Origin of the sequence: Bradyrhizobium agreste (genome assembly GCF_016031625.1) — a bacterium.
In the GTDB taxonomy this organism is placed as follows: domain Bacteria; phylum Pseudomonadota; class Alphaproteobacteria; order Rhizobiales; family Xanthobacteraceae; genus Bradyrhizobium; species Bradyrhizobium agreste.
In genome coordinates, this window is the sequence record NZ_JACCHP010000011.1 from 31,762 (window position 1) to 53,770 (window position 22,009).

Below are 22,009 nucleotides of genomic sequence, written 5' to 3' on the forward strand. Positions count from 1 at the left end.
AGCGTGTGGTCCTGACGCCCGGGGTCTGTGCGTCAAGTCTTCGCGGTGATGCAGCGGCCCGACCGGGTGCGCGCATCAGTGATCCGCAAGGCGACGGGGGCAATAGTGCATCGCTCCCCGGGGAGAGCGCGCCATAAGCCGTAAAACCATTGCGCAGGGAAGGCCGGGATGTTCCGGCAACACCTGTGGTCACCCCGCGTGCGTCTTGTCGCGTGCGGACCTTGGGTGCGAGCCGGCGCCCGGCCTTCCCTGCGCCCTTGCTTCTCGATGAGGGCGAAACGGACAGCAAGAATTCGGGCGCCCGCGCCGCGAAGTCGCGAAGGCATGTCTATTCCTCGTACCAAGGCTGCAAGGTGCGCTTCAGCTCCTCGGTCCCGGCTCTGCGCAGCAACGCAGCGCGTCCGGGACACCAACCCGGCCAGCAGTTTTGCACCGCCCCCAACTTCATCTTGCACTGCGGCAGAAAAATATCGCACACTCCCGGACCGGGCCGCCAAGGGCGCGAGCAGGGGAGCGAGCCATGTCCCTCCAGACCGTATCATCCGACGCCACTGAGCAGCGCCCCAACCGCCCTGAGGATGTTCAGGCGATGGAGGCCGATGCCCGGCTGCGGGACGACATCCGCCTGCTCGGGCGCATTCTCGGCGACACCGTGCGCGACCAGGAGGGCGCCGACGTGTTCGACCTGGTCGAGCGCATCCGGCAGACCTCGATCCGATTCCATCGCGACGAGGACCGGCTCGCCCGCCGCGAGCTCGAGCAGATCCTCGACGGCATGTCGATCTCCGAGACGGTGCGCATCGTCCGCGCCTTCAGCTATTTCTCGCACCTTGCCAACATCGCCGAGGACCAGAACAACATCCGCCAGATGCGCGCCGGCAAGGGGGGCAGCTCTGGCGTGCTGGCTGGCACGCTGGCCCATGCCAGGGACGCCGGCATCGGCCCCGACCAGCTCCGCACCTTCTTCAAGTCCGCGCTGGTCAGCCCGGTGCTGACCGCGCACCCGACCGAGGTCCGCCGCAAGAGCACCATGGACCGCGAGATGGAGATTGCAGCCCTGCTCGACCGCCGCGAGCGCGTGGCCATGACCGCGGAGGAGGCAGATGCCGGCGACGAGCAGCTTCGCCGCGAGGTGCTGACGCTGTGGCAGACCAATCTCTTGCGCCGGACCAAGCTCACCGTGCTGGATGAGGTCGCCAACGGCCTGTCGTTCTACGACTACACCTTCCTGCGCGAGGTGCCGCGGCTCATCAACGCGCTGGAGGACCGGCTGGAGCAGGGCGGCGAGCAGGCGGCCGGCGAGCTCGCCTCGTTCCTGCGCATGGGCAGCTGGATCGGCGGCGACCGCGACGGCAACCCCTTCGTCACCGCCGACGTGATGCGCGGCACGCTGCGGCTGCAGTCGAGCCGGGTGATGCAGTTCTATCTCAACGAGCTGCACGTGCTCGGCTCCGAGCTGTCGATCGCGGCCCACCTCGCCGACGTTTCCGAGGATCTGCGCACCCTGGCCGAGCGCTCGCCGGACACCTCGCCGCACCGGAGCGGCGAACCCTACCGCCTCGCAGTCTCAGGCATCTATGCGCGGCTGGCCGCGACGGCCGAAAAGCTGGAGGTCGAGATCACGCGCCGGCCGGTCGGCAAGGCAGCGCCTTACGAGAGCGTCAGGGAGCTGCAGGCCGATCTCGACGTGCTGCACCGCTCGCTGATCTCCAACAACGCCCGCGTCATCGCGCGTGGCCGGCTGCGGCTGCTCCGCCGCGCGGTGGATTGCTTCGGCTTTCACCTCGCCCGGCTCGACATCCGCCAGAACTCGGCCGTCCACGAGCGCACCATCGCCGAGCTGATGGACGCCGCCAATCCCGGCATGTCCTATCTCGCGCTCGGCGAGGACGCCCGTATTTCGCTGCTGACCAACGAGTTGCGCTCGACGCGCGCGCTGGTCTCGCCTTTCGTCAAGTACAGCGACGAGACCATGGGCGAGCTCAACGTGTTCCATGCCGCCGCGGAAGCGCATGCGAAATTCGGCTCGGACGCCATTCCCCAATGCATCATCTCGATGTGCAAGGGCATGTCCGACATGCTCGAGGTGGCCGTGCTCGTGAAGGAGGTCGGCCTCGTCCATCCCTCCGGCCGCAGCGTCATCAACATCGTGCCGCTGTTCGAGACCATCGAGGATCTGCAGGCATCATCCGGCATCATGGACCGCATGCTGTCGCTGCACGATTACCGCCGCCTGGTCGACAGCCGCGGCAGCGTGCAGGAGGTCATGCTCGGCTATTCCGACTCGAACAAGGATGGCGGCTTCGTCACCTCGGGCTGGGAGCTCTACAAGGCCGAGATCGGCCTCGTCGAGGTGTTCGAGCGCCATCACGTGCGCTTGCGCCTGTTTCACGGCCGCGGCGGCTCGGTCGGTCGCGGCGGCGGGCCGAGCTATGACGCCATCATCGCGCAGCCCGGCGGCGCGGTGAACGGCCAGATCCGCATCACCGAACAGGGCGAGATCATCTCGTCGAAATATTCCAACGCGGAAGTCGGCCGCAACAATCTGGAGATCCTCGCCGCGGCGACGCTGGAAGCAAGTCTGCTGCATCCGCGCCAGAGCGCGCCGCGCCGCGAATATCTGACCGCGATGGACGAGCTTTCGAACCTCGCCTTCAAGGCCTATCGCGGCCTCGTCTACGAGACCGAAGGCTTCGTCGATTACTTCTGGGCGTCCACCGTCATCAACGAGATCGCCACCCTCAACATCGGCAGCCGTCCGGCCTCGCGCAAGAAGACTCGCGCGATCGAGGACCTCCGCGCCATTCCCTGGGTGTTCTCCTGGGCGCAATGCCGCCTGATGCTGCCGGGCTGGTACGGTTTTGGCAGTGCGGTCGAGCAGTGGATCGCGGAGCATCCGGAGCAGGGCATGCCGTTCCTGAAAGAGCTCTACAAGGAATGGCCGTTCTTCCGCATGCTCTTGTCGAACATGGACATGGTGCTGGCGAAAAGCTCGATCGCGATCGCCTCGCGCTATGCCGAGCTGGTGCCCGACGAAGCCTTGCGCGAAAAAATCTTCGGCCGCATCCGCCGCGAATGGCACGCGTCGATCGAGAGCCTGCTCGACATCATGGGCCAGGATCGGCTGCTCCAGGGCAATCCGCTGCTGGAGCGTTCCGTGCGCCACCGCTTCCCCTATCTCGATCCGCTCAATCACGTGCAGGTCGAGCTCCTGAGAGAGCACCGCGCGCAGAACCCCGACGAGCAGGTGCTGCGCGGGATCCAGCTCACGATCAACGGCATCTCGGCAGGCTTGAGGAATACCGGGTAGGGTGCGATTGGCGAATGGCGAGTAGCGAATAGAACCCCACTCGCCACTCCCCACTCGCCATTCGCATGTCTCACGGCTTCATCGCGCCCTGCACACTGGTGTAGACGGCATAGAGCGATGTCGATCCGCATATATAGAGCCTGTTGCGCTGCTGGCCGCCGAAGCACAGGTTTGCCACAGTCTCGGGAATATGGATCTTGCCGAGCAATTCGCCCGATGCCGTATAGCAGCGCACGCCGTCCTCGTTCGGATCCCCCCAGCCGACCGAGCACCAGACCCGCCCCTCGGTGTCACAGCGGACGCCGTCGGTGATGCCGGGCTTCGGCATGTCTGCAAAGACCTTGCTGTTCGAGACCTTGCCTGCCGCGACGTCGAGGTCGAACACGCGGATATGCGATGGGTTGTCCGGCCCGTCGGTGAACCCGGTGTCGCAGACGTAGAGCTTCTTCTCGTCGGGTGAGATGGCGAGCCCGTTGGGCTCGACAAAATCGTCGACCACGACCTTGACCTCTCCGGACTTGGGATCAACCCGGTAGACGTTCTTCTTGTCCTGCTCGGGCTCGGCCTTGATCCCCTCGTAGAAGCCGCCGATGCCGTAGGCGGGATCGGTGAACCAGATCGCGCCGTCGGCGGTCACGACCGCATCGTTCGGGGAGTTCAGCCGCTTGCCGTTGTATTTGTCGGCGATAACGGTGATCGAGCCATCGAGCTCGGTCCGCGTCACACGCCGGCCGCTATGCTCGCACGTGATCAGCCGTCCCTCGCGGTCGATCGTGTTGCCGTTCGAGTTCATCGACGGCTGGCGATAGACGCTGAGGTGACCGTCGTCCTCGGAGAAGCGCATGATGCGGTTGTTCGGAATGTCGCTGAACAACACGTATCGCCCGGCTGCGAAATAGACGGGCCCCTCGGCCCAGCGGAATCCGGTTGCAACGCGCTCGACGGCCATGGTGCCGGCGAAGGCCGGAAAGCCGGAAGGGCCGAAGGACGGCGGTCCCTTCTTGGCCGATTCCAGATGAGAGTCGGGGTAGCGGCTGCCCGGCAACGGTCCGAGCGGTAGTGGCGCCGTCGACCGCGTCGGTGCGCCGGTCTGGCCGAGGGGGGCGACGGAGGCCGCCAGGGCTCCGTTCACCGTGACCCCTGTCGCCGCAATCGCGGCCGCCGCGCCCTTCAACAAGGTGCGGCGCCCGAGAGAGGGCTCGCTGCTGCTTGCGGGAATGGTCAGTGGTTTTGTCATGGTTGCCTCCCGATTTTTTGTTGGGAGCAAACCATCCGCCCGCAATCGGGCGTAAAGCTGGCGATCTCCGGCCGGCAACAGGAGATCGCAATGCAGCAAAGTGGGATCGGTTACACCGGATCCCAGGTGAAGATGTCGGCGGAGCGGTCGAGCTTGTAGAACGAGCCCTTCAGCGCCGGCATGCCGTGTTCGGCGATCGATTGCGGCGTCCAGCCCTCGCTCCGCTGCACCGAGCGGATCGGACGGTTCTGGCTGAACAGGAAGATCTCGTTCATGCGCACGCCAAAGATCTGGCCGGTGACGTCCTTGGCGGAATCGCCGAGTAGGTAGCCGCAGAGCGGGGCGATCTTCTCAGGTCCCATCTGCTTGATCTTCTCGACGCGCGCCTTCTCGGCTTCGGTCTCGGTCGGGATAGTGCCGATCATGCGCGTCCAGGCGAACGGCGAGACGCAGTTGGAGCGGACGTTGAAGCGGCCCATGTCGAGCGCGATCGACTTCGACAGACCGACGATGCCGAGCTTGGCCGCCGCGTAGTTGGCCTGGCCGAAGTTGCCGATCAGGCCCGAGGTCGAGGTGAAGTGCACGAACGAGCCAGACTCCTGCTCGCGGAAGATGCGCGCGGCGGCGTGGCTGACGTAGAACGAGCCCATCAGATGCACCTTGATGACGGCTTCGAAGGCTTCCACGCTCATCTTGTGAAAGATCATGTCGCGCAGGATGCCGGCATTGTTGACGACGCCGTCGAGCCGGCCGAAATGATCGGTCGCGGTCTTCACGATCTTGCTGGCGGGAATCGCTTCCGCGACGCTTTCGAAATTGGCGACCGCCGTGCCGCCGCGCTTCTTGATCTCCTCGACCACCTCCTCGGCGGGCGCCGCGTTCGAACCGGCGCCGTCGGCGGCGCCGCCGGGATCGTTGACGACGACCTTGGCGCCCTCGGCCGCGCACAAGAGCGCAATCTCGCGCCCGATGCCGCGGCCCGCGCCGGTGACGATGATGACCTTGTCCTGCAGTGATTTGCTCATGTGGGTTCTCCGCTAGCCGTTCCAATTTCCGCCGTCATTCCGGGGCGCGCCTCTTGGCGCGAGCCCGGAATCCATTTCTCCGCCTCGCTTGCTGCACGATGGATTCCGGGCTCGTCGCTTCGCGCCGCCCCGGAATGACAGCAACTATCTCTCGTTCGTGAACACGATCGTGCCACTCGCCGCGAACATGCCGCCGACGCCGTGGCACACCGAAATCTTCGCGTTCGGCACCTGTGCCGGCGCGATGCCGCGCATCTGGCGCACGCTCTCCTGCAGCGCGTACATGCCGTACATGCCCGAGTGCATGTAGGACAGGCCGCCGCCATTGGTGTTGAGCGGCAGCTTGCCCCCGGGGCGCGTGTTGCCGTCCGCGATGAATTGGCCGGTCGCCTCATAGGGCATGAAGCCGAGATCGCCGAGGCCGAACAGCGGCAGATGCGCGAACGCGTCGTAGATCATGAGATGGTCGACGTCCCCGTGGGCGATGCCGGCTTCCTTGAAGGCCAGCGGCCCGGCGGTCTTGAACGCACGCGAGGAGTTGAACGTCTCCATCTGGCTGACCATCGGCGTCTCGACGCTCTCGCCGGTGCCCATGATGTAGACCGGCTTGTTCGGAAAATCCCTGGCGCGGTCGGCCGAGGTCAGGATCAGCGCGCCGCCGCCGTCGGTGACGAGGCAGCACTGCAAAAGGCGGAACGGATAGGCGATCATGCGCGAGTTGAGCACGTCGGCCACCGTGATCGGGTCCTTCATCATCGCCCGCGGATTCTTCGCCGCCCATTCCCGCTGCACCACTGCGACCGAAGCCAGCTGCTCGTGCGTGATGCCGTAGGTCTTCATGAAGCGCAGCACGGGAATCGGGAACATGCTGGGCGGGCCGTAGACGCCGAAAGGCGCCTCGAATTGGCCGTTGAGGCTGTCGGCCGGCGTCGAGCGCGGCAATTTGCCGATCATCGACTTGCCGCTCTCGGCGTGGGTGATCAGCACGGTCTTGCACAAGCCCGCCTCGATCGCCGCCGCGGCGTGGCGGACATGGAGCATGAACGAGCAGCCGCCGACCGAGGTGCCGTCCACCCAGGTCGGCTTGATGCCGAGATAGTGGCAGACCTGCTGCGGCGTTTCGACCGCGGTGGCAAAGCCGTCGATGTCGGACAGCTTCAGCCCGGCGTCGGCGATGGCGTTGAGCGCCGCATCCGCATGCAGCTGGAGCTGCGAGGCATTGGGGATGACACCGAGCTCGGTGGTCTCGGCCGCGCCGACGACGGCAACCTGGTTCTTGCGCATGGCCTTACCCCTTCGCCGGACGGAATACGGGGAGGGTGATCTTGTCGTCGAGCTCCTGGAACGCGACCTCGAGCTTCATGTCGAGCTCGAGTGCCTCGGGGGTCTGCGGGCAGTCGATAATGTTGCTCATCATCCGCGGGCCTTCGTCGAGCTCGACCACCGCGATGGCGTAAGGCGGCGTGAAACCCGGCGCAGCAGGACGATGGTTGATCACGTAGCTGTAGAGGAAGCCCTTGCCGCTCGCCTTGAAGATGCTGACCTTGCGCGAGGCGCAGGACGGGCAGAACGGGCGCGGCGGGAAGTAGACATGCGCGCAGGCGTCGCAGCGCTGCAGGCGCAATTCGCCGGCCTTGGTGCCATCCCAGAAATGCTGGGTCTCCGGCGTCGGTTTCGGTCGCGCGCGCTGCGGTTCGGCCATCTTGGCGGCTCCTCCCAAGCGACAGGCCTCGCGCCCGCCGGTTTCGAACTTGATGCGACAATCGACCATGGCGCGTCAACGGTCCAGCAATGCGCATGCATGCCATCATGCGCACAATGCTTGTGTCGCGCTCTGCCAGCGCTATAGATTGCGCGCGAAATATTCCGTGAGACAGACATGCCCGATTTTCCGACACTGGCGCAGCTCGCCGAAGACCTCGAAAGCGGCCGCACCACCTCCCGCAAGTTGGTCGAGGCCTGCCTCGCCAGGATCGCCGATCCCGCCGGCGAGGGGCAGCGCGCCTTCATCCATGTCGACAAGGATGCCGCGCTGACGACCGCCGACGCTATGGATGCCCTGCGCAAGGTCAAGGCGGCGCCGTCGCCCTACGCCGGGATTCCCATTTCGATCAAGGATCTCTTCGACATCAAGGGGCAGACCACGCGCGCCGGCTCCCGTGCGCTCGACGATTCCGATCCGGCGGAGCACGATGCGGCGGCGGTCGCGCGGCTGCGCAAGGCCGGCTTCGTGCTGATCGGGCGCACGAACATGACCGAGTTCGCCTATTCCGGCATCGGCATCAATCCGCATTACGGCACGCCGAAAGGCGCCTGGAACCGGGTCGTGGGCCATGTGCCCGGCGGCTCCTCCTCGGGCGCCGCGGTGTCCGTGCTCGACGGCATGGCGCATGGCGCGCTGGGCACCGACACCGGCGGCTCCTGCCGCATTCCGGCGGCCTATAACGGCATCGTCGGCTACAAGCCGACGCAGCGCCGCGTCCCGCTCGACGGCGCGGTGCCGCTGTCCTTCTCGCTCGACAGCATCGGGCCGCTGGCGCGATCAGTCAGCTGCTGTGCCATACTCGATGCCGTGCTCGCGGGCGAGCCCATCGTCGCGCTGAAGCCGCGGCCCGTGAGGGGCATGCGGCTCGCGGTGCCGACCACGATCGCGCTCGACGATCTCGACGCGGCGGTCTCCGAGACCTTCGAACGCGCACTGAATGCGCTCGCGGATCACGGCGCCATCATCGAGCGGATCGAGACGGTGGAATTCCACGACATCGGCCCGATGAACGCCAAGGGCGGCTTTGCGGCGTCCGAGAGCTATGCCTGGCACCGCTATCTCATCACGGCCAAGGGCGACATCTACGATCCCCGCGTCTTCGTGCGCATCATGCGCGGCGAGGCGCAGAGCGCGGCCGACTACATCGACCTGCTCAACGAACGCCGCTCGCTGATCGCGCGTGTCAATGCGCGCATCGCGCCCTATGACGCCCTGGTGCTGCCGACCGCCCCCAACACACCGCCGAAGATCGCCGACCTCGCCGATGATCAGGCGTTCGCCCGCGAGAACATCCGCGCCTTGCGCAATTGCAGCCTGATCAACCTGATCGACGGTTGCGCCATCTCGCTGCCCTGCCATCGCGAGGGCGACGTTCCCGTCGGCCTGATGCTGGCGGGCGCAGGCGGCGCCGACCGCCGTATCTTCGAGCTTGCTGCCGGCATGGAGGCCGTCATTCGTGTTTGATCTCACTTTCACCATCGACGCCGAGGACACCACCACGCCGCTGACGCTGGCGATCGACCAGCTGGTCATCGCCGGCTGGACCGGCCGCGACACGGTCGCGCGCGACAAGCACATCAAAGAGCTGGAGGAGATGGGCATCGCCCGCCCGGCCTCGACGCCGATCTATTATCGCGCCTCGGCGCGGCGGCTGACCCAGGAGGACAGCATCGAATGCTGCGGCGAGGATTCCTCCGGCGAGGTCGAGTTCGTGCTGATCGGCTGGCAGGGCCGCATCTTCGTCGGCTGCGGCTCCGATCACACCGATCGCAAGGTCGAAGCCTTTAGCGTCACGGTCTCCAAGCAGATGTGCGACAAGCCGATCGCCTCGACGCTGTGGGAGCTCGAGGACGTCATCGGCCATTGGGACAGGATGATCCTGCGCTCCTACGCCACCATCAAGGGCGAGCGCGTGCTCTACCAGGAGGGCACGCTGGACGCGATGCTGCCGGTCACTGACCTCATCGCGCGCGGCTTTGACGGCGGCAAGTTCCCCGACGGCTGCGCCATGTTCGGCGGCACGTTCGCCGCCAAGGGCGGCATCCGCCCGGCGGATCGGTTCGACTTCGAGCTAGAGGATCCCGTGCTGAAGCGGACGATCAGGCATGGCTACGACGTGGTGACGTTGCCGGTGAGGGGCTGAGCTCTCTCCACCGTCATTGCGAGCGAAGCGAAGCAATCCAGACTGGTTCCGCGGGGGGATTCCTGGATTGCTTCGTCGCAAGGGCTCCTCGCAATGACGGGGAGAGAGTCATCGGAAACCGGGTGGCTGTAGCGCTCGCGTTTTGCCACACCCACATCAGTCATTCCGGGGCGCGCCCACTTGGGCGCGAGCCCGGAATCCATCGTACGGCATGGTCGGTGGATGAATGGATGCCGGGCTCGCGACTTCGTCACGCCCCGGAATGACGGACGTGGATAGGATGATCGCTATGGCCACTGCCAAACGTGTTGCCGCACCAGGCTCTGAAGCCGACCTCGCCGCCCATGTCGATGCCCTCGACTGGCCGCAGATCACCGCCGAGCTCGACGCCCAGGGCTGCGCCGTCCTGAAGAACCTGCTGACGCCCGACCAATGCCGCGCGATCGCCGCGCTCTACCCGGACGATGCGTGCTTCCGCAGCCGCATCGTCATGGGCCGCCACGGCTTTGGCCGCGGCGAGTACAAGTACTTCGCCTATCCGCTGCCCGATCTGATTGCGCAGCTGCGCCCCGCGCTCTACGCTCATCTTCAAGCCGTCGCCAATCGCTGGAACGAGGCGATGGGGATCGACATCCGCTATCCCGCAACACACGCGGCGTTCCTGAAACGCTGCCGCGACGCCGGACAGGCGCGGCCGACGCCGCTGCTGCTGCAATACGAGGCCGGCGACTACAATTGCCTGCATCAGGACCTCTATGGCGAGCATGTGTTCCCGCTCCAGGTCGCGATCCTGCTCTCCGAGGCCGGGCGCGATTTCACCGGCGGCGAGTTCGTGCTGACCGAGCAGCGCCCGCGCATGCAGTCCCGCGCCGAGGTGGTGCCGCTGACGCAGGGCGATGCGGTCGCCTTCGCTGTGCATCACCGCCCGGTGCAGGGGACACGCGGCACCTACCGCGTTAATCTTCGCCACGGCGTCAGCCGGATCAGGTCCGGCCAGCGCCATACGCTCGGTGTGATCTTCCACGATGCCAAATGAGCATTGCGATTGACGGGTGATCTGTTCGACAGCCTCGCCGAGGCGCAGCCGCCGCGCGAGGAGATCGCCGACGGGGCCGTGCTGCTGCGCGGCTTCGTCAAGCCGATCGAGAGCGGGCTGATCGACGCGGTGCGCGCCATCGTGGCGCAGTCGCCGTTCCGGCGGATGACGACGCCGGGCGGCCATCTGATGTCGGTGGCGATGACCAATTGCGGCGAGCGCGGCTGGATCACCGATCACACCGGCTATCGCTACGACGCAATCGATCCGCGCACCGGCGCGCCATGGCCGGCGATGCCGCCGCTGTTCGCCGATCTCGCGCGCCGCGCCGCGGAGCAGGGCGGCTTTGAACGCTTTGCCCCCGATGCCTGCCTCGTCAACCGCTACGAGCCGGGCACGCGGCTGTCGCTGCATCAGGACAAGGACGAGCTGGACTATTCCGCGCCGATCGTCTCGGTCTCGCTCGGCCTGCCCGCGACTTTCCTGTTCGGCGGCCTCGCGCGCGCCGACAAGCCGCGGCGCTTCCGGCTCGTCCACGGCGACGTGGTGGTCTGGGGCGGGGCCAGCAGGCTCGCCTATCACGGTGTCGCGCCGCTCGCGGATGGCGAGCATCCGCTGCTGGGGCGGAAGCGGATCAATCTGACCTTCCGCAGGACGCGCTGACGCGTTTCCTCGCAGCCCTGCCTCGTCTAAGCTCGGGGCGGGGAGGCTGCGACATGACCACACAGAACTCGGCCGGCACCGGCATGGCGAACCGCACGGGTCTTTATCTCGCGGCGCTGCAATTGGTGTTCACGCTGGGCTGGACGACCTATGTCGTCTACCTGCCAAAGCTGGCCGCCGAGGTCGGCATCGCGCCGTCCGCCGTGATCCTCATCCTGATGCTGGATCAGGCGATCTTCACCATTGCCGACACCGCGATGGGTATCGCCGCCGACAAGCTCGCGCCTTATGTCGGCAGGCTCGGCCTGTTCGTCGGGCTCGTCACCGCGATCTCCTGCGGAGCCTTCGTCGCGCTTCCCTTCGTTGCCGGCGCCGGTGCGGCGGCGCAGGGCTGGTTCATCGCGCTGATCGTGATCTGGTCGATCACGTCCTCCGCGCTGCGGGCGCCGCCGCTGACCTTGCTCGGCAAATACCGCGCCGAGCCGCAGGTGCCGTTCCTCGCGGCGCTGACCATGCTCGGCTACGGCGTCGCCGGCGCGGTCTCGCCCTATCTCGGCGTGGTGCTGCGCGAGCACGATGCGCGGTTGCCGTTCGTGATCTCCAGCGCGGTGCTGCTCCTGACCGCGCTCGGCCTGTCGCGGATCGAGCATGACGTGGTGCGCGACACCGTGCCGCCCACACCCGCCGAAGCGGCAAAGCCGCTCGGTCTCGTGCCGATCGGCTTCATCGTCGCGATGGTCGCGCTCGCCCTCGGCTACCAGCTGCACTTTGCCATGAACAGCGCCCCGTTCTATTTGCGCTTTGCTGCTCCTACCGACCTGCAATGGCTGATGCCGGTATTCTGGATCGGCTTCAACATCGCGATGTTTCCGGCAAGCCTCGTCGTCAAGCATCGTGGCGGCCTCGTCGTGATGGGTGCCGCGGGCCTGTTCGGTGCGGTGGCGATTGCGGCGGCCGAATTCGCCGGCAATCTCGACACGCTGATCGCCGCGCAATTTCTCGCCGGAGCCGCGTGGGGCTGCATGCTGATGAGCGCGGTCTCGGCTGCGCTCGCGATCGGCTCGACCGGCGCCGAAGGCAAGGTCACGGGCCTCATCTTCTCCGCGCTCGCCCTCGGCACCTTCGCGCGGATGGCGGCGGTTGCCGGCGGCCTGCAGAAGATGCCGGAATACGCGCCGCTGCTGCATTGGGCGCCGGTCGCCTGCTGGTCGGTCGCAGGCGCCGGTCTGCTGGCGATTGCAGCCGCGCGGCTGCAGGGAAGGTCCAGCCTCAAGGCTTCGGCGGGTGAATGAAGGCCCACGGGCTGACTTCGGAATCCCGGGGCACTTCGACGGAAATCAGCACCGGCCCGCCGTGGCCAAGCGCCTTCTCCAGCGCCGCCTTGAACTGCTCCGGCGCGGTGACGCGCGCCGCGGCGACGCCAAAGGACTCCGCGAGCTTGACGAAATCCGGATTAACGAGATCGGAGGCCACCACGCGGCCGTCGAACCGTTCGCGCTGGTCGCGGCGGACATTGCCATAGGCATTGTTGTTGAACACCAGCGTCACCACGCCAATGTTGAACTGCACGGCCGTGGCAAGCTCCTGCACGCCGAACATGAAGCCGCCGTCGCCGGTGATGGCCACCACCGGCTTGTCGGGGTTGGCGACCTTGGCGCCGAGCGCGGTCGGGAAGCCCGAGCCGAGCGTGCCCTGATAGCCCGAAGTGATGAAGGTGCGCGGCTGGTACACCGGAAAGCCGTACCAGGAGGCGAAGCCAACCTGCGACAGTTCATCGGTGACGATCGCATTCGTCGGCAGCACCTCGCGCAGGATCTTGAGATAGGCCATCTGCGGCTGGATGCGCTGGATCTCGGCCTGTGCGCTCGCCGTGGCCTCGCGGATTTGTTCGCGCCGGCCGCGGCCCTTGGCATAGCCGGCCCGCTTCACGGCCGCGACGAGCTCGGCCGTGCCGTCCCTGGCATCGGCGACGATCGCGACATCGGCGGCGAGCCGGCGCATCTCGGCCGGATCGATGTCGATGCGAATCGATTTCAGGCCGCTCGGTTGATGGGGCCAGCGGAAGCCGGATGCCGGCAGTTCGGCGCGGGTGCCGATGGCGATCATCAAATCGGTTGTCGGCCAGAGCTTGTAGGCCGCCGCCATGGTGAGCCCGAGCTCATGCGCGTTGGAGACGATGCCGCGGCCGCTGCGGAAGGCGACCACGGGCGCGTCGATCATCTCGGCGAGCTCGAGGATCTCCTCACCCGCTTCGATCGCGCCGCTGCCGACGAAGATCATCGGCGCCTTGCTGCCTTTGATCAGCGCCGCCGCCTGCTTGATCATGTCAGGATCGGGTTGCGGCGCGGGCAGCGGCTCCAGCACCTGCGCAGGCACTGTTGCCGCGCGCTGGGTGAAGACGTCCCAGGGCATCTCGACCGAGGCAGGGCCGCGCCGGCCTGACATCATCTCCTGGAACGCGCGCGCCACGATTGTCGGCGCGTTGCCGGGATATTCGATGCGCTCGGCCCATTTCACATAGGTGCGCAAGGTCGCGAGCTGGTCCGGCATCTCATGCAGATGGCCGCGGCCTTTGCCCAGGAACGAGGTCGGCACCTGGCCGGTGACGCACAGCACCGGCTCGTTGCAGCCGAACGCGGTAAGCAGCGCCGCGCTCGCATTGAGCACGCCGGGGCCGGGCACCACGCTGAACACGCCGGGCCGGCCGCTGGAGCGCGCATAGCCGAATGCCATGTAGCCGCAGGCCTGCTCGTGCCGCGCGCCGATCACCTTGAGCTGGGCCTGGTGGAGGGCATCGAACAGGCCGTAGACCTGCGCGCCCGGCAGGCCGAACACGGTGTCGACGCCGTGTGCAACAAGCCCGCTTACGATCGCTTCGCCGCCGGTGAGGGTGGTCATTGCATCATTCCACTTCGATTGTTGTCAGGCTTCGTCGATCACGCCGTTGCGCAAGCGCCCGATCCCCTCGGCCTCGACCTCGACGACGTCGCCGGGCTTCAGATATCGCGGCGGATCGAACCGCGCGCCCGCGCCGGTCGGCGTGCCCGTGACGATGATATCGCCGGGGACCAGGGTTGCGAAGGTCGAGATATAGTTCAGGAGATAGCGGAACGGAAACATCAGCCGGCTGGTGCGATCGTCCTGCCTGAGCTCGCCGTTGACATGCGTGGTGAGCCTGATGTCCGCGATCTGAGATTCCCGCGTGAAGGGCACCAGCCACGGGCCGAGGCTGCCGCTCGAATCGAAGTTCTTGCCCTGCGTCACGTTGAACTTGGCGTGGCGCAGCCAGTCGCGCACCGAGCCCTCGTTGCAGAGCGTGAGCGCGGCGATGTGATCGAGCGCGCTGCTTTCAGGAATGTGCCGGCCTTGCTTGCCGATCACCAGCACGATCTCGCCTTCATAATCGAGCTGCGCCGAGGCACGCGGGCGCACCAGCGGCGTGTCGTGGCCGACGAACGAGCGGGGCGAGCGCATGAACATGCTCGGATATTTCGGCGCCTCCTGCCCGTCCTTGTACTCGGCGTTACGATCAGGATAGTTGACGCCGATGCAGATGATCTTCTCCGGCGCGGGGATCGGCGGCAACCAGGTGATCTCGCTGAGTGCGTGAACCGGCGTGCGGCCCGCGGCTTCCTCTGCAAGGCTCACGAGCTTTCCGGCCGCGATCACCTCGCGCAGCGTCGGATAGGTCTGGGCATAGCGCGCGGAGAGATCGACGATGCCGCCTTCCAGAACGGCGCCATACTTGGTTTCACCCTTGACGGAATAGGTGGCGAGACGAGGCAGCTTCATCAGTCCGCCACCAGAACATCGGCCACGAATTTCGGCTCGCGCACGGCCTGCCCCGTGAACGGCGAGCCCTGCTCGAACCAGGAACGCGGGGCAGGGGCCCCCCACAGCGTCTGACGGCGCGGATCGCGCAGCGACCAGCGCAGCGGCTCGTGGTCGTGATCTCCCGTGAAGTAATCGCTGGTGTAGAGCTCGAGGCGATGTCCGTCGGGATCGCGCACATAGAGGAAGAACGCGTTCGAGATGCCGTGGCGTCCCGGGCCGCGTTCGATGTTCTTCACAAAACCCTGCGAAGCCATGACGTCGCAGAGATGGATGATGTTCATCGCCGTCGGCGTCCAGTAGGCGAAGTGATGCAGGCGCGGGCCCTTGCCGTTGGTGATCGCAAAATCGTGGACGTTGCCCTTGCGGTGCATCCAGGCCGCGGCAATGCGCCCGTTCGGCCCGTCCTCCTCGGCATATTCGGTGAGGCGAAAGCCGAGCCGGGCGTAGAATTCCATCGTGTCCTGCACTTCGGCGGCGAAGACGTTGAAGTGATCCAGCCGCTGCGGATGGCAGCCCCGATAGAGGTCGTAGCGGCGCAAGAGGTGCGGCCGCCGCTCCATCGCCGCGTAGAGCTCGATCTGGAAGCCGAAGGGGTCGGTGAACTGAAGGGTACGGCCCTGGAAGGCCTGGTCGACGAAGGCGCAGGCGAGGCCGTTCTCGGAGAGGAACGCGGCGGCCTTGTCGAGATCTTTGTCATTGCCGACCTTGAAGCCGAGCCGGGCGCAGGCCGGCGCTGCCGCCTTGCGCAGCACCAGCGAGTGATGCTGGTGCTCCTCGGCCGCGCGCAGGTACACGTCCTTGTCGTCGGCGTCCTCGACATGCAGGCCGACAATGGTCTCGTAGAACTCCCGGCTCAGCTTCAAATCGGTGACGTCGAGCACGACGTGACTGGAGCGGATGATGTTGAACGGCGGCTCGAAGACGTGTTGCGGTATGGGCATTGGCGTTTCCCCTCTCTCGGCTTTCGTCATTCCGGGGCGTGCGAAGCACGAACCCGGAATCCATTCTTCCACGAACTCTGCTGCACGATGGATTCCGGGTTCGGCTCTTCGAGCCGCCCCGGAATGACACTGCCGTTAAATTCCCAGTCTCTGAATCTTGTGCGTGCCCCGCGCCAGCGAGACGTGCTTGGTTTCCATATAGAAGTCGAATGAATAGTCGCCGCCGTCGCGGCCGATGCCGCTCGCTTTCATGCCGCCGAACGGCGTCGGCAGATGGCGGACGTTCTCCGAGTTCAGCCAGATCATGCCGGCCTCCAGCGCATCGGCAACGCGCAGTGCGCGTCCCATGTCATTGGTCCAGACATAGCCGGTCAGGCCATAGCGGATGTCGTTGGCGATCTCGATTGCGTCAGTCTCGTCCTTGAAGGGCAGCACGGTCAGGAACGGCCCGAACACTTCTTCCTGCGCCACGCGCATCTTGCCATGCGCACCGGTGACCAAGGTGGGCTCGACATAATGCCCGCCGCCCGGCCCGTCATAAGGCTTGCCGCCGACCGCAATCACAGCGCCGTCCTGGAGCGCCACGTCGAAATAGGAGCAGACCTTTGCCAGATGCCGCTCGTGGATCAGCGGCCCGATCTCGGTTGAGGGATCGAGGGGATGGCCGACCTTGAGCGCCTTCACCCGCGCGGTCAGCTTCTCCACGAATTCTTTGGCGATGCTCTGCTGGATCAGCAGGCGGCTCGATGAGGTGCAGCGCTCGCCGTTGAGCGAGTAGATCATGAACACGACGGCGTCGAGCGCGCGGTCGAGGTCGGCGTCGTCGAACACGATCACCGGGTTCTTGCCGCCGAGCTCGAAATGCACGCGCTTCAGCGTGGGCGCGCCCTGCATCATGATGGCCGAGCCGGTCGCGCTCTCGCCGACGAAGCCGATCGCCTTGATGGCAGGATGCTCGGTCAGCGCCTTGCCCGCTTCCTCGCCGAAACCGTGCACGGTGTTGAGCACGCCGTCGGGAACGCCGGCGTCCTTGACGAGCTTGGCGAGAAGGGAAGCCGTCACCGGCGACCATTCGGCCGGCTTGTGCACGACCGTGCAGCCGGCGGCGAGGGCAGGGGCGATCTTCCAGGTCGAGAGCATAAATGGCGTGTTCCACGGCGTGATCACGCCGACGGGACCGATCGGCACCCGCGTCGAGACGTTCCAGTGCTCGTCGCTCGGCGTGTTGAGGCCGTCGCGGGCTTCTGCGCATTTGTCGGCGAAGAAGCGGAAATTCTCGGCGGCGCGGATCGCGGCCTTGGCCATGAAGCGATAGGCCTGGCCGGTGTCGATGCATTCGAGCACCGCGATGTCGTCGGCATTGTCCTCGATCGCGTCGGCCACCCGATGCAGCAGCTTCTTCCGCATCGCCGGGCCCATATCGCGCCACGACTTGAACGCGAGCGCCGCGGCCGTTGCCGCCGCGTCGATATCCTCGGCATTGCCCCGCGCGACGCTGGCGAGCACGGCACCGTCAACCGGCGATTTCGTCTCGAAGGTCTCGCCCGAGATCGATGCGACGACCTTGCCGTCGATCATGTGGCCGATGCCGTCCGCGCGCAAAGTCTTCAGCAGCGGCGCGACGCGGTCGCGGTTGGCCTGGAACAGATCGGCTTTCGGCGTGGGCTTATCCATGAGCGGCCTCCGCTTTCAGGGCGTCGTGAATATTGTTGCGCTTCCAGCTGGTGTCCTTGTCGTTGATCTGCATGTCGAACGACAGGGCGAACTTGCTGGCGGCAAAGACTGGATCGAGATGTTTCGAAAGCGCCTGGAACACGTGCTCGCCGGCTTTCTTTCGGGTAGGAAGGTCGCGGCCCTCGCCGATGCGCAGCACCATGTCCAGGAATCCGTAGTCCTGCCGCGCATCCGCAATCGCATAGTGCTCGCACCTGACAGCGCGAACGCGAATGCCGCCGACCGGGAAGATGCCGGTCTCGACGGCTGCCTTGCGCACGACCTCGCACACCGCGGCGATGTCGAGACGGCGCTCGAGATTGGCCGAATATTCGATGGTGAAATGCGGCATCGCGGTTTCACTCCCTGTCTTCTTTCGCCTAGGCGAAGTAGCAGCTCACCGAGCCGTAGGCGCCATAATCGGCCTGGATTGTGTCGCCCTTGCGGGTCTCGATCGGGCGAATGAACGAGCCGGCGAGCACGACCTGGCCCGGCTCGAGCGCGTGTCCCAGCGGGGCGATCTTGTTGGCGAGCCAGGCGACGGCGGTCGCCGGATGATTGAGCACGCCGGCGGCAAGGCCCGTCTCTTCCAGCTGGCCGTTCTTGAAGCAGAGCGCTCCGATCCAGCGCAGGTCGGCATCCAGCGGGCGGATCGGCCGTCCCCCGAGCACGATGCCGGCATTCGCCGCATTGTCGGCGATGGTGTCGAAGATCTTTCGCGTCGCCTTGGTCCTGGAATCGACGCGCTCGATCCGCGTATCCAAAATCTCCAGCGCCGGCACCACGAAGTCGGTGGCGTTGAGCACGTCGAAGATCGTGCAAGTGGGCCCTGAAAGGCGCTTGCTCATGACGAAGGCGAGCTCGGCCTCGACGCGCGTCGCGATGAAGCGCGCGGTCGGAACGAGGCCGCCGTCGGCAAAGAACATGTCATCGAGCAGCACGCCGGAATCAGGCTCGTCGATGCCAAGCGCGCTCTGCATCGCCTTCGAGGTCAGGCCGATCTTGTGGCCTTTCACCACGCGCCCCTCGGCGATCTTGACGTCGACCCAGGCCTTCTGAATCGCGTAGGCATCCGCGATGCTGATGTCCGGGAACTCTTGCGAGAGTTGACGGATCTGCGCGCGGGTCTTCTCCGCCTGGTGCAGACGTCTCGCGCAAGCTTGGATATCGTCGTTGGAAAGCGCCATCCGTGATCTTACAAATCGTGGTGCCGCGAGATACTTAACATGTTAAGTGAATGCGTCAAACAGAAATTCGGCTTGCTGCACTGCAAACGTTTTGCGGCTTGAAAGGGCGTCATGACGAAGAAACCCACCGAGCCCGCCAACGGTCACCCGCCTGCCGCGCGGCAAGTGCCCATGCGCGATTTCTCGCGGTCGCTGCCGATGTCGCTGCTGCGGGCCCGGGAAGCGGTGATGCGGCAGTTTCGTCCCTCGCTGCGCGAGCACGGCCTGACCGAGCAGCAATGGCGCATCCTGCGGGCGCTGGCGGCGATCGAGGCGGTCGAGGTCACGGAACTCGCGCGCACCGCGTTCCTGCTCGGGCCGAGCCTGTCGCGCATCCTGCGCGACCTCGAGGCGCGCAACCTGATCGAACGCAAGACGGCGAAAGCGGACCAGCGCCGCAGCATGGTCTCGATCTCGAAGGAGGGGCTGAAGCTGATGGCCTCGGTCGCGCCGACGTCGGAGGCGATCTATGCCGAGATCACGCGGCGCTTCGGCGCCCGCAAGCTCGCAGAATTGCAGGAGATGCTCGGCGAGCTCGAACGGAGCCTTGCGGGGCTCGGAGGCGCGGACGAGACAATAGCCGAGGAGTGAAACCAGATATGCGCGCGTGCGCGGCAAGAGCCATGGACATTCATGCTTTTTTTCGCTCAAAGTGCGGCCCAACCCGATCGGCGGCGAGTGAGAGCAACAGGGAAGGAAAGGCAACGTGGCGAATAAAGTCAAAGAGATCTGGAAGTCGGGCAAGGCGGTCGTCAACGCGTGGCTTGCCATTCCCTCCGGCTTCTCGGCCGAGATGATCGCGCAATGCGGCTTCGACAGCGTCACGGTCGACATGCAGCATGGCGTGCAGGACTATCTGTCGATGGTGCAGTGCTTCCAGGCCATGGACAAGCATCCGATCACCCCGATGGTCCGCGTGCCCTGGAACGAGCCCGGCATCATCGGCAAGGTGCTCGACGGCGGCGCCTATGGCGTGATCTGCCCGATGGTCAACACGCCGCAGGAAGCCCGGAACCTGGTTTCCTATTCGAAATATCCGCCCAAGGGCGTGCGCTCCAACGGTCCGATCCGCGCCGGCATGTACGGCACCGCGGGCTCCTATCAGAAGACGGCCAACGACGAGATCGTGCTGCTGCCGATGATGGAGACGCGGACCGCGGTGGAGAACATGGAAGCGATCCTCGACGTCGAAGGCATCGACGGCGTCTATATCGGCCCGTCCGATCTCGGCTTCTCCTACGGCCTCGAGCCCAAGCTCGACCGCAGCGAGCCCGAGATCCTCGCGATCTACGACAAGATCATCAAGGAATGCGGCAAGCGCGGCCTCAACCCGGGCATTCATTGCAGCGGCGCCGAAGGCGCAGCGCGCGCCATCAACATGGGCTTCAAGCTGGTGACGCTGTCCAACGAAGTCGGCCTGATGACCACCTACGCCAAGATGCAGGTGAACGCGACCCGCAAGGATTCCGCCGGCAAGGCGTAAAAACCCGCGAATGGCGAATGGGGAGTGGCGAATGGCACTGCTCCCCTTTCCATTCGCCACTCGCTATTCGCTATTCGCCTCCAAAGGAGACCCGCCATGACCATCAGTCCCGTCATCCGCCTGCATCCCGATGATGGCGTGGTGATCGCGCGCGCGAGCCTGCCGCCAGGGACGGTGGTCGCCGATGGCGTGACCACGGTCGATCGCATTCCCTCCGGCCACAAGGTCGCGATCAAGCCGATCGCCGAAGGCGAGCCGATCAGGCGCTACGGCCAGATCATCGGCTTTGCCACGCAAGCGATCGCGCCGGGCCAGCACGTGCACGTGCAGAACTGCGGCATGGGTGATTTCGCCAAGGACTATGCCTATTGCGTCGACGTCAAGCCGACGCCGAACTTCGACCTGCCGGCGACGTTCGAAGGCATCCGCCGCCCGGACGGCCGCGTCGCCACGCGCAATTATATCGGCATTCTCACCTCGGTGAATTGCAGCGCCCATGTCGCGAGCCTCGTCGCCGACGTCTTCAAGAAGAATCCGTTCACCGGCGACAATCCGCTCGCCGACTTCCCCAATGTCGACGGCGTGGTCGCACTGACCCACAAGACCGGCTGCGGCATGACGCAGAACGAGCCCTTAGCGTTGCTCCGTCGCACGCTCGGCGGCTATGCGCGGCACGTCAATTTCTCCCACGTCATCGTGCTTGGCCTCGGCTGCGAGGTGAACCAGATTGGCGGCCTGATGGAAGAGCAGAAGCTCGCCGGCCGCCTGCGCGCGATGGACATCCAGGAGGTCGGCGGCACCCGCAAGACGGTCGAAGCCGGCATCGCCTTCGTGCGCGAGGCCCTGACTGACGCGGACAAGGTCAAGCGCGAGACGGTGCCGGCGAGCGAGCTCACCGTGGCGCTGCAATGCGGCGGCTCGGACGGCTATTCCGGCGTCTCGGCCAATCCCGCGCTGGGCGCGGCCAGCGATCTCATCGTGCGCCACGGCGGCACCGTCATCCTGTCGGAGACGCCGGAGACCTACGGTGCCGAGCATCTGCTCACACGCCGCGCCGTCAGCCGCGAGGTCGGCGAGAAGCTGGTCGATCTCATGCGCTGGTGGGACGAATACACCGCGCGCGAGGGCGCCGAGATGAACGCAAATCCGAGCCCCGGCAACAAGGCCGGCGGCCTCACCACCATTCTGGAGAAGTCGCTCGGCGCCATGGCCAAGGCTGGCACCACCAATCTCGTCGAGGTGCTGCGCTACGCCGAGCCCGTCACCAAGAAGGGGTTCGTGTTCATGGACACGCCCGGCTACGACCCGGTGGCTGCAACCGGACAGGTCGCCGGCGGTGCCAATCTGGTCTGCTTCACCACGGGCCGCGGCAGCGTGTTCGGCTGCAAGCCGGCGCCGTCGATCAAGCTCGCCACCAACACGCCCATGTACAAGCGCATGGAAGAGGACATGGACGTCAATTGCGGCACCATCCTCGAAGGCGAGGAGAGCGTCGAACAATGCGGCCAGCGCATCTTCGACCTTATCCTCAAGACCGCCTCGGGCCAGCCGACCAAGAGCGAGAAATTCGATTTCGGCGGCGCCGAGTTCGCGCCCTGGGTGCTGGGCGCGACGATGTAGTCGCGCCGTGCGC

Annotated in this window: 19 protein-coding genes; 9 read left to right on the forward strand and 10 right to left on the reverse strand. The window is 65.8% G+C overall.

The features are described from left to right. Positions 1–520: 520 nt before the first annotated feature. Positions 521–3,310: a phosphoenolpyruvate carboxylase gene (gene ppc / locus HZZ13_RS17180; RefSeq protein ID WP_197960737.1), complete on the forward strand. Its 2,790-nt coding sequence runs from the start codon at positions 521–523 to the stop codon at positions 3,308–3,310. Positions 3,311–3,380: 70 nt separating this feature from the next. On the opposite strand, the gene HZZ13_RS17185 is transcribed toward ppc, so the two are convergent. The 4 genes from HZZ13_RS17185 to HZZ13_RS17200 all read right to left on the reverse strand — a co-directional run bounded on the left by HZZ13_RS17185 (position 3,381) and on the right by HZZ13_RS17200 (position 7,274). After that, a complete protein-coding gene (locus HZZ13_RS17185; protein WP_197960738.1) occupies positions 3,381–4,547 on the reverse strand; it encodes an SMP-30/gluconolactonase/LRE family protein in 1,167 nt (388 codons plus the stop codon). A 110-nt stretch (positions 4,548–4,657) separates the two neighbouring features. Then, a complete protein-coding gene (locus HZZ13_RS17190) occupies positions 4,658–5,572 on the reverse strand; it encodes an SDR family NAD(P)-dependent oxidoreductase (protein WP_027571291.1) in 915 nt (304 codons plus the stop codon). A 144-nt stretch (positions 5,573–5,716) separates the two neighbouring features. Next, positions 5,717–6,856: a thiolase C-terminal domain-containing protein gene (locus HZZ13_RS17195; protein WP_197960739.1), complete on the reverse strand. Its 1,140-nt coding sequence runs from the start codon at positions 6,854–6,856 to the stop codon at positions 5,717–5,719. A 4-nt stretch (positions 6,857–6,860) separates the two neighbouring features. Further along, on the reverse strand, positions 6,861–7,274 hold the full coding sequence (locus tag HZZ13_RS17200; RefSeq protein WP_027558650.1) for a Zn-ribbon domain-containing OB-fold protein: 414 nt from the start codon (positions 7,272–7,274) through the stop codon (positions 6,861–6,863). Between the two features lie 177 nt (positions 7,275–7,451). Here HZZ13_RS17200 and HZZ13_RS17205 point away from each other — a divergent pair, with 177 nt between their 5' ends. The 5 genes from HZZ13_RS17205 (at position 7,452) to HZZ13_RS17225 (ending at position 12,471) form a co-directional block, all read left to right on the forward strand. Beyond that, complete coding sequence (locus HZZ13_RS17205) at positions 7,452–8,801, forward strand: amidase (protein ID WP_197960740.1); 1,350 nt, start codon at positions 7,452–7,454, stop codon at positions 8,799–8,801. Beyond that, a complete protein-coding gene (locus HZZ13_RS17210; protein ID WP_197960741.1) occupies positions 8,794–9,480 on the forward strand; it encodes a DUF2848 domain-containing protein in 687 nt (228 codons plus the stop codon). The genes HZZ13_RS17205 and HZZ13_RS17210 overlap by 8 nt, the downstream gene beginning before the upstream one ends. 289 nt (positions 9,481–9,769) lie before the next feature. Next, positions 9,770–10,516 carry a 2OG-Fe(II) oxygenase gene (locus tag HZZ13_RS17215; RefSeq protein WP_197960742.1) on the forward strand — a complete coding sequence of 249 codons (747 nt, stop codon included), beginning with the start codon at positions 9,770–9,772 and terminating at the stop codon, positions 10,514–10,516. A gap of 9 nt (positions 10,517–10,525) precedes the next feature. Further along, on the forward strand, positions 10,526–11,179 hold the full coding sequence (alkB, locus tag HZZ13_RS17220) for a DNA oxidative demethylase AlkB (RefSeq protein WP_197960743.1): 654 nt from the start codon (positions 10,526–10,528) through the stop codon (positions 11,177–11,179). A gap of 53 nt (positions 11,180–11,232) precedes the next feature. Next, positions 11,233–12,471: an MFS transporter gene (locus HZZ13_RS17225; RefSeq protein WP_197960744.1), complete on the forward strand. Its 1,239-nt coding sequence runs from the start codon at positions 11,233–11,235 to the stop codon at positions 12,469–12,471. Here the strand turns inward: HZZ13_RS17225 and HZZ13_RS17230 are convergent. The 6 genes from HZZ13_RS17230 to hpaH all read right to left on the reverse strand — a co-directional run bounded on the left by HZZ13_RS17230 (position 12,449) and on the right by hpaH (position 18,854). After that, entirely contained in the window at positions 12,449–14,077 is a 1,629-nt protein-coding gene (locus HZZ13_RS17230; protein WP_197960745.1) for a thiamine pyrophosphate-dependent enzyme, read from the reverse strand. The genes HZZ13_RS17225 and HZZ13_RS17230 overlap by 23 nt on opposite strands. Before the next feature lie 24 nt (positions 14,078–14,101). Next, positions 14,102–14,971 carry a fumarylacetoacetate hydrolase family protein gene (locus tag HZZ13_RS17235; RefSeq protein WP_197960746.1) on the reverse strand — a complete coding sequence of 290 codons (870 nt, stop codon included), beginning with the start codon at positions 14,969–14,971 and terminating at the stop codon, positions 14,102–14,104. Next, positions 14,971–15,954 (reverse strand): 3,4-dihydroxyphenylacetate 2,3-dioxygenase, encoded by a 984-nt coding sequence (hpaD, locus tag HZZ13_RS17240; protein WP_197960747.1) that lies wholly within the window; start codon positions 15,952–15,954, stop codon positions 14,971–14,973. Before hpaD ends, HZZ13_RS17235 begins: the two co-directional genes overlap by 1 nt. Positions 15,955–16,089: 135 nt before the next feature. Further along, a complete protein-coding gene (gene hpaE / locus HZZ13_RS17245) occupies positions 16,090–17,628 on the reverse strand; it encodes a 5-carboxymethyl-2-hydroxymuconate semialdehyde dehydrogenase (protein WP_197960748.1) in 1,539 nt (512 codons plus the stop codon). After that, positions 17,621–18,019, reverse strand: a complete 399-nt coding sequence (locus tag HZZ13_RS17250; RefSeq protein WP_197960749.1) for a 5-carboxymethyl-2-hydroxymuconate Delta-isomerase — start codon at positions 18,017–18,019, stop codon at positions 17,621–17,623. Before HZZ13_RS17250 ends, hpaE begins: the two co-directional genes overlap by 8 nt. 28 nt (positions 18,020–18,047) lie before the next feature. Then, on the reverse strand, positions 18,048–18,854 hold the full coding sequence (hpaH, locus tag HZZ13_RS17255) for a 2-oxo-hept-4-ene-1,7-dioate hydratase (RefSeq protein WP_197960750.1): 807 nt from the start codon (positions 18,852–18,854) through the stop codon (positions 18,048–18,050). A gap of 111 nt (positions 18,855–18,965) precedes the next feature. On the opposite strand from hpaH, the gene hpaR reads away from it, so the two are divergent. The 3 genes from hpaR (at position 18,966) to HZZ13_RS17270 (ending at position 21,996) form a co-directional block, all read left to right on the forward strand. After that, positions 18,966–19,484, forward strand: coding sequence for a homoprotocatechuate degradation operon regulator HpaR (hpaR, locus tag HZZ13_RS17260; RefSeq protein WP_197960751.1), 519 nt, complete (start codon positions 18,966–18,968; stop codon positions 19,482–19,484). A 115-nt stretch (positions 19,485–19,599) separates the two neighbouring features. After that, a complete protein-coding gene (locus HZZ13_RS17265) occupies positions 19,600–20,376 on the forward strand; it encodes an HpcH/HpaI aldolase family protein (protein WP_197960752.1) in 777 nt (258 codons plus the stop codon). A 96-nt stretch (positions 20,377–20,472) separates the two neighbouring features. Next, positions 20,473–21,996: a D-arabinonate dehydratase gene (locus tag HZZ13_RS17270; protein WP_197960753.1), complete on the forward strand. Its 1,524-nt coding sequence runs from the start codon at positions 20,473–20,475 to the stop codon at positions 21,994–21,996. Positions 21,997–22,009: the final 13 nt, after the last annotated feature.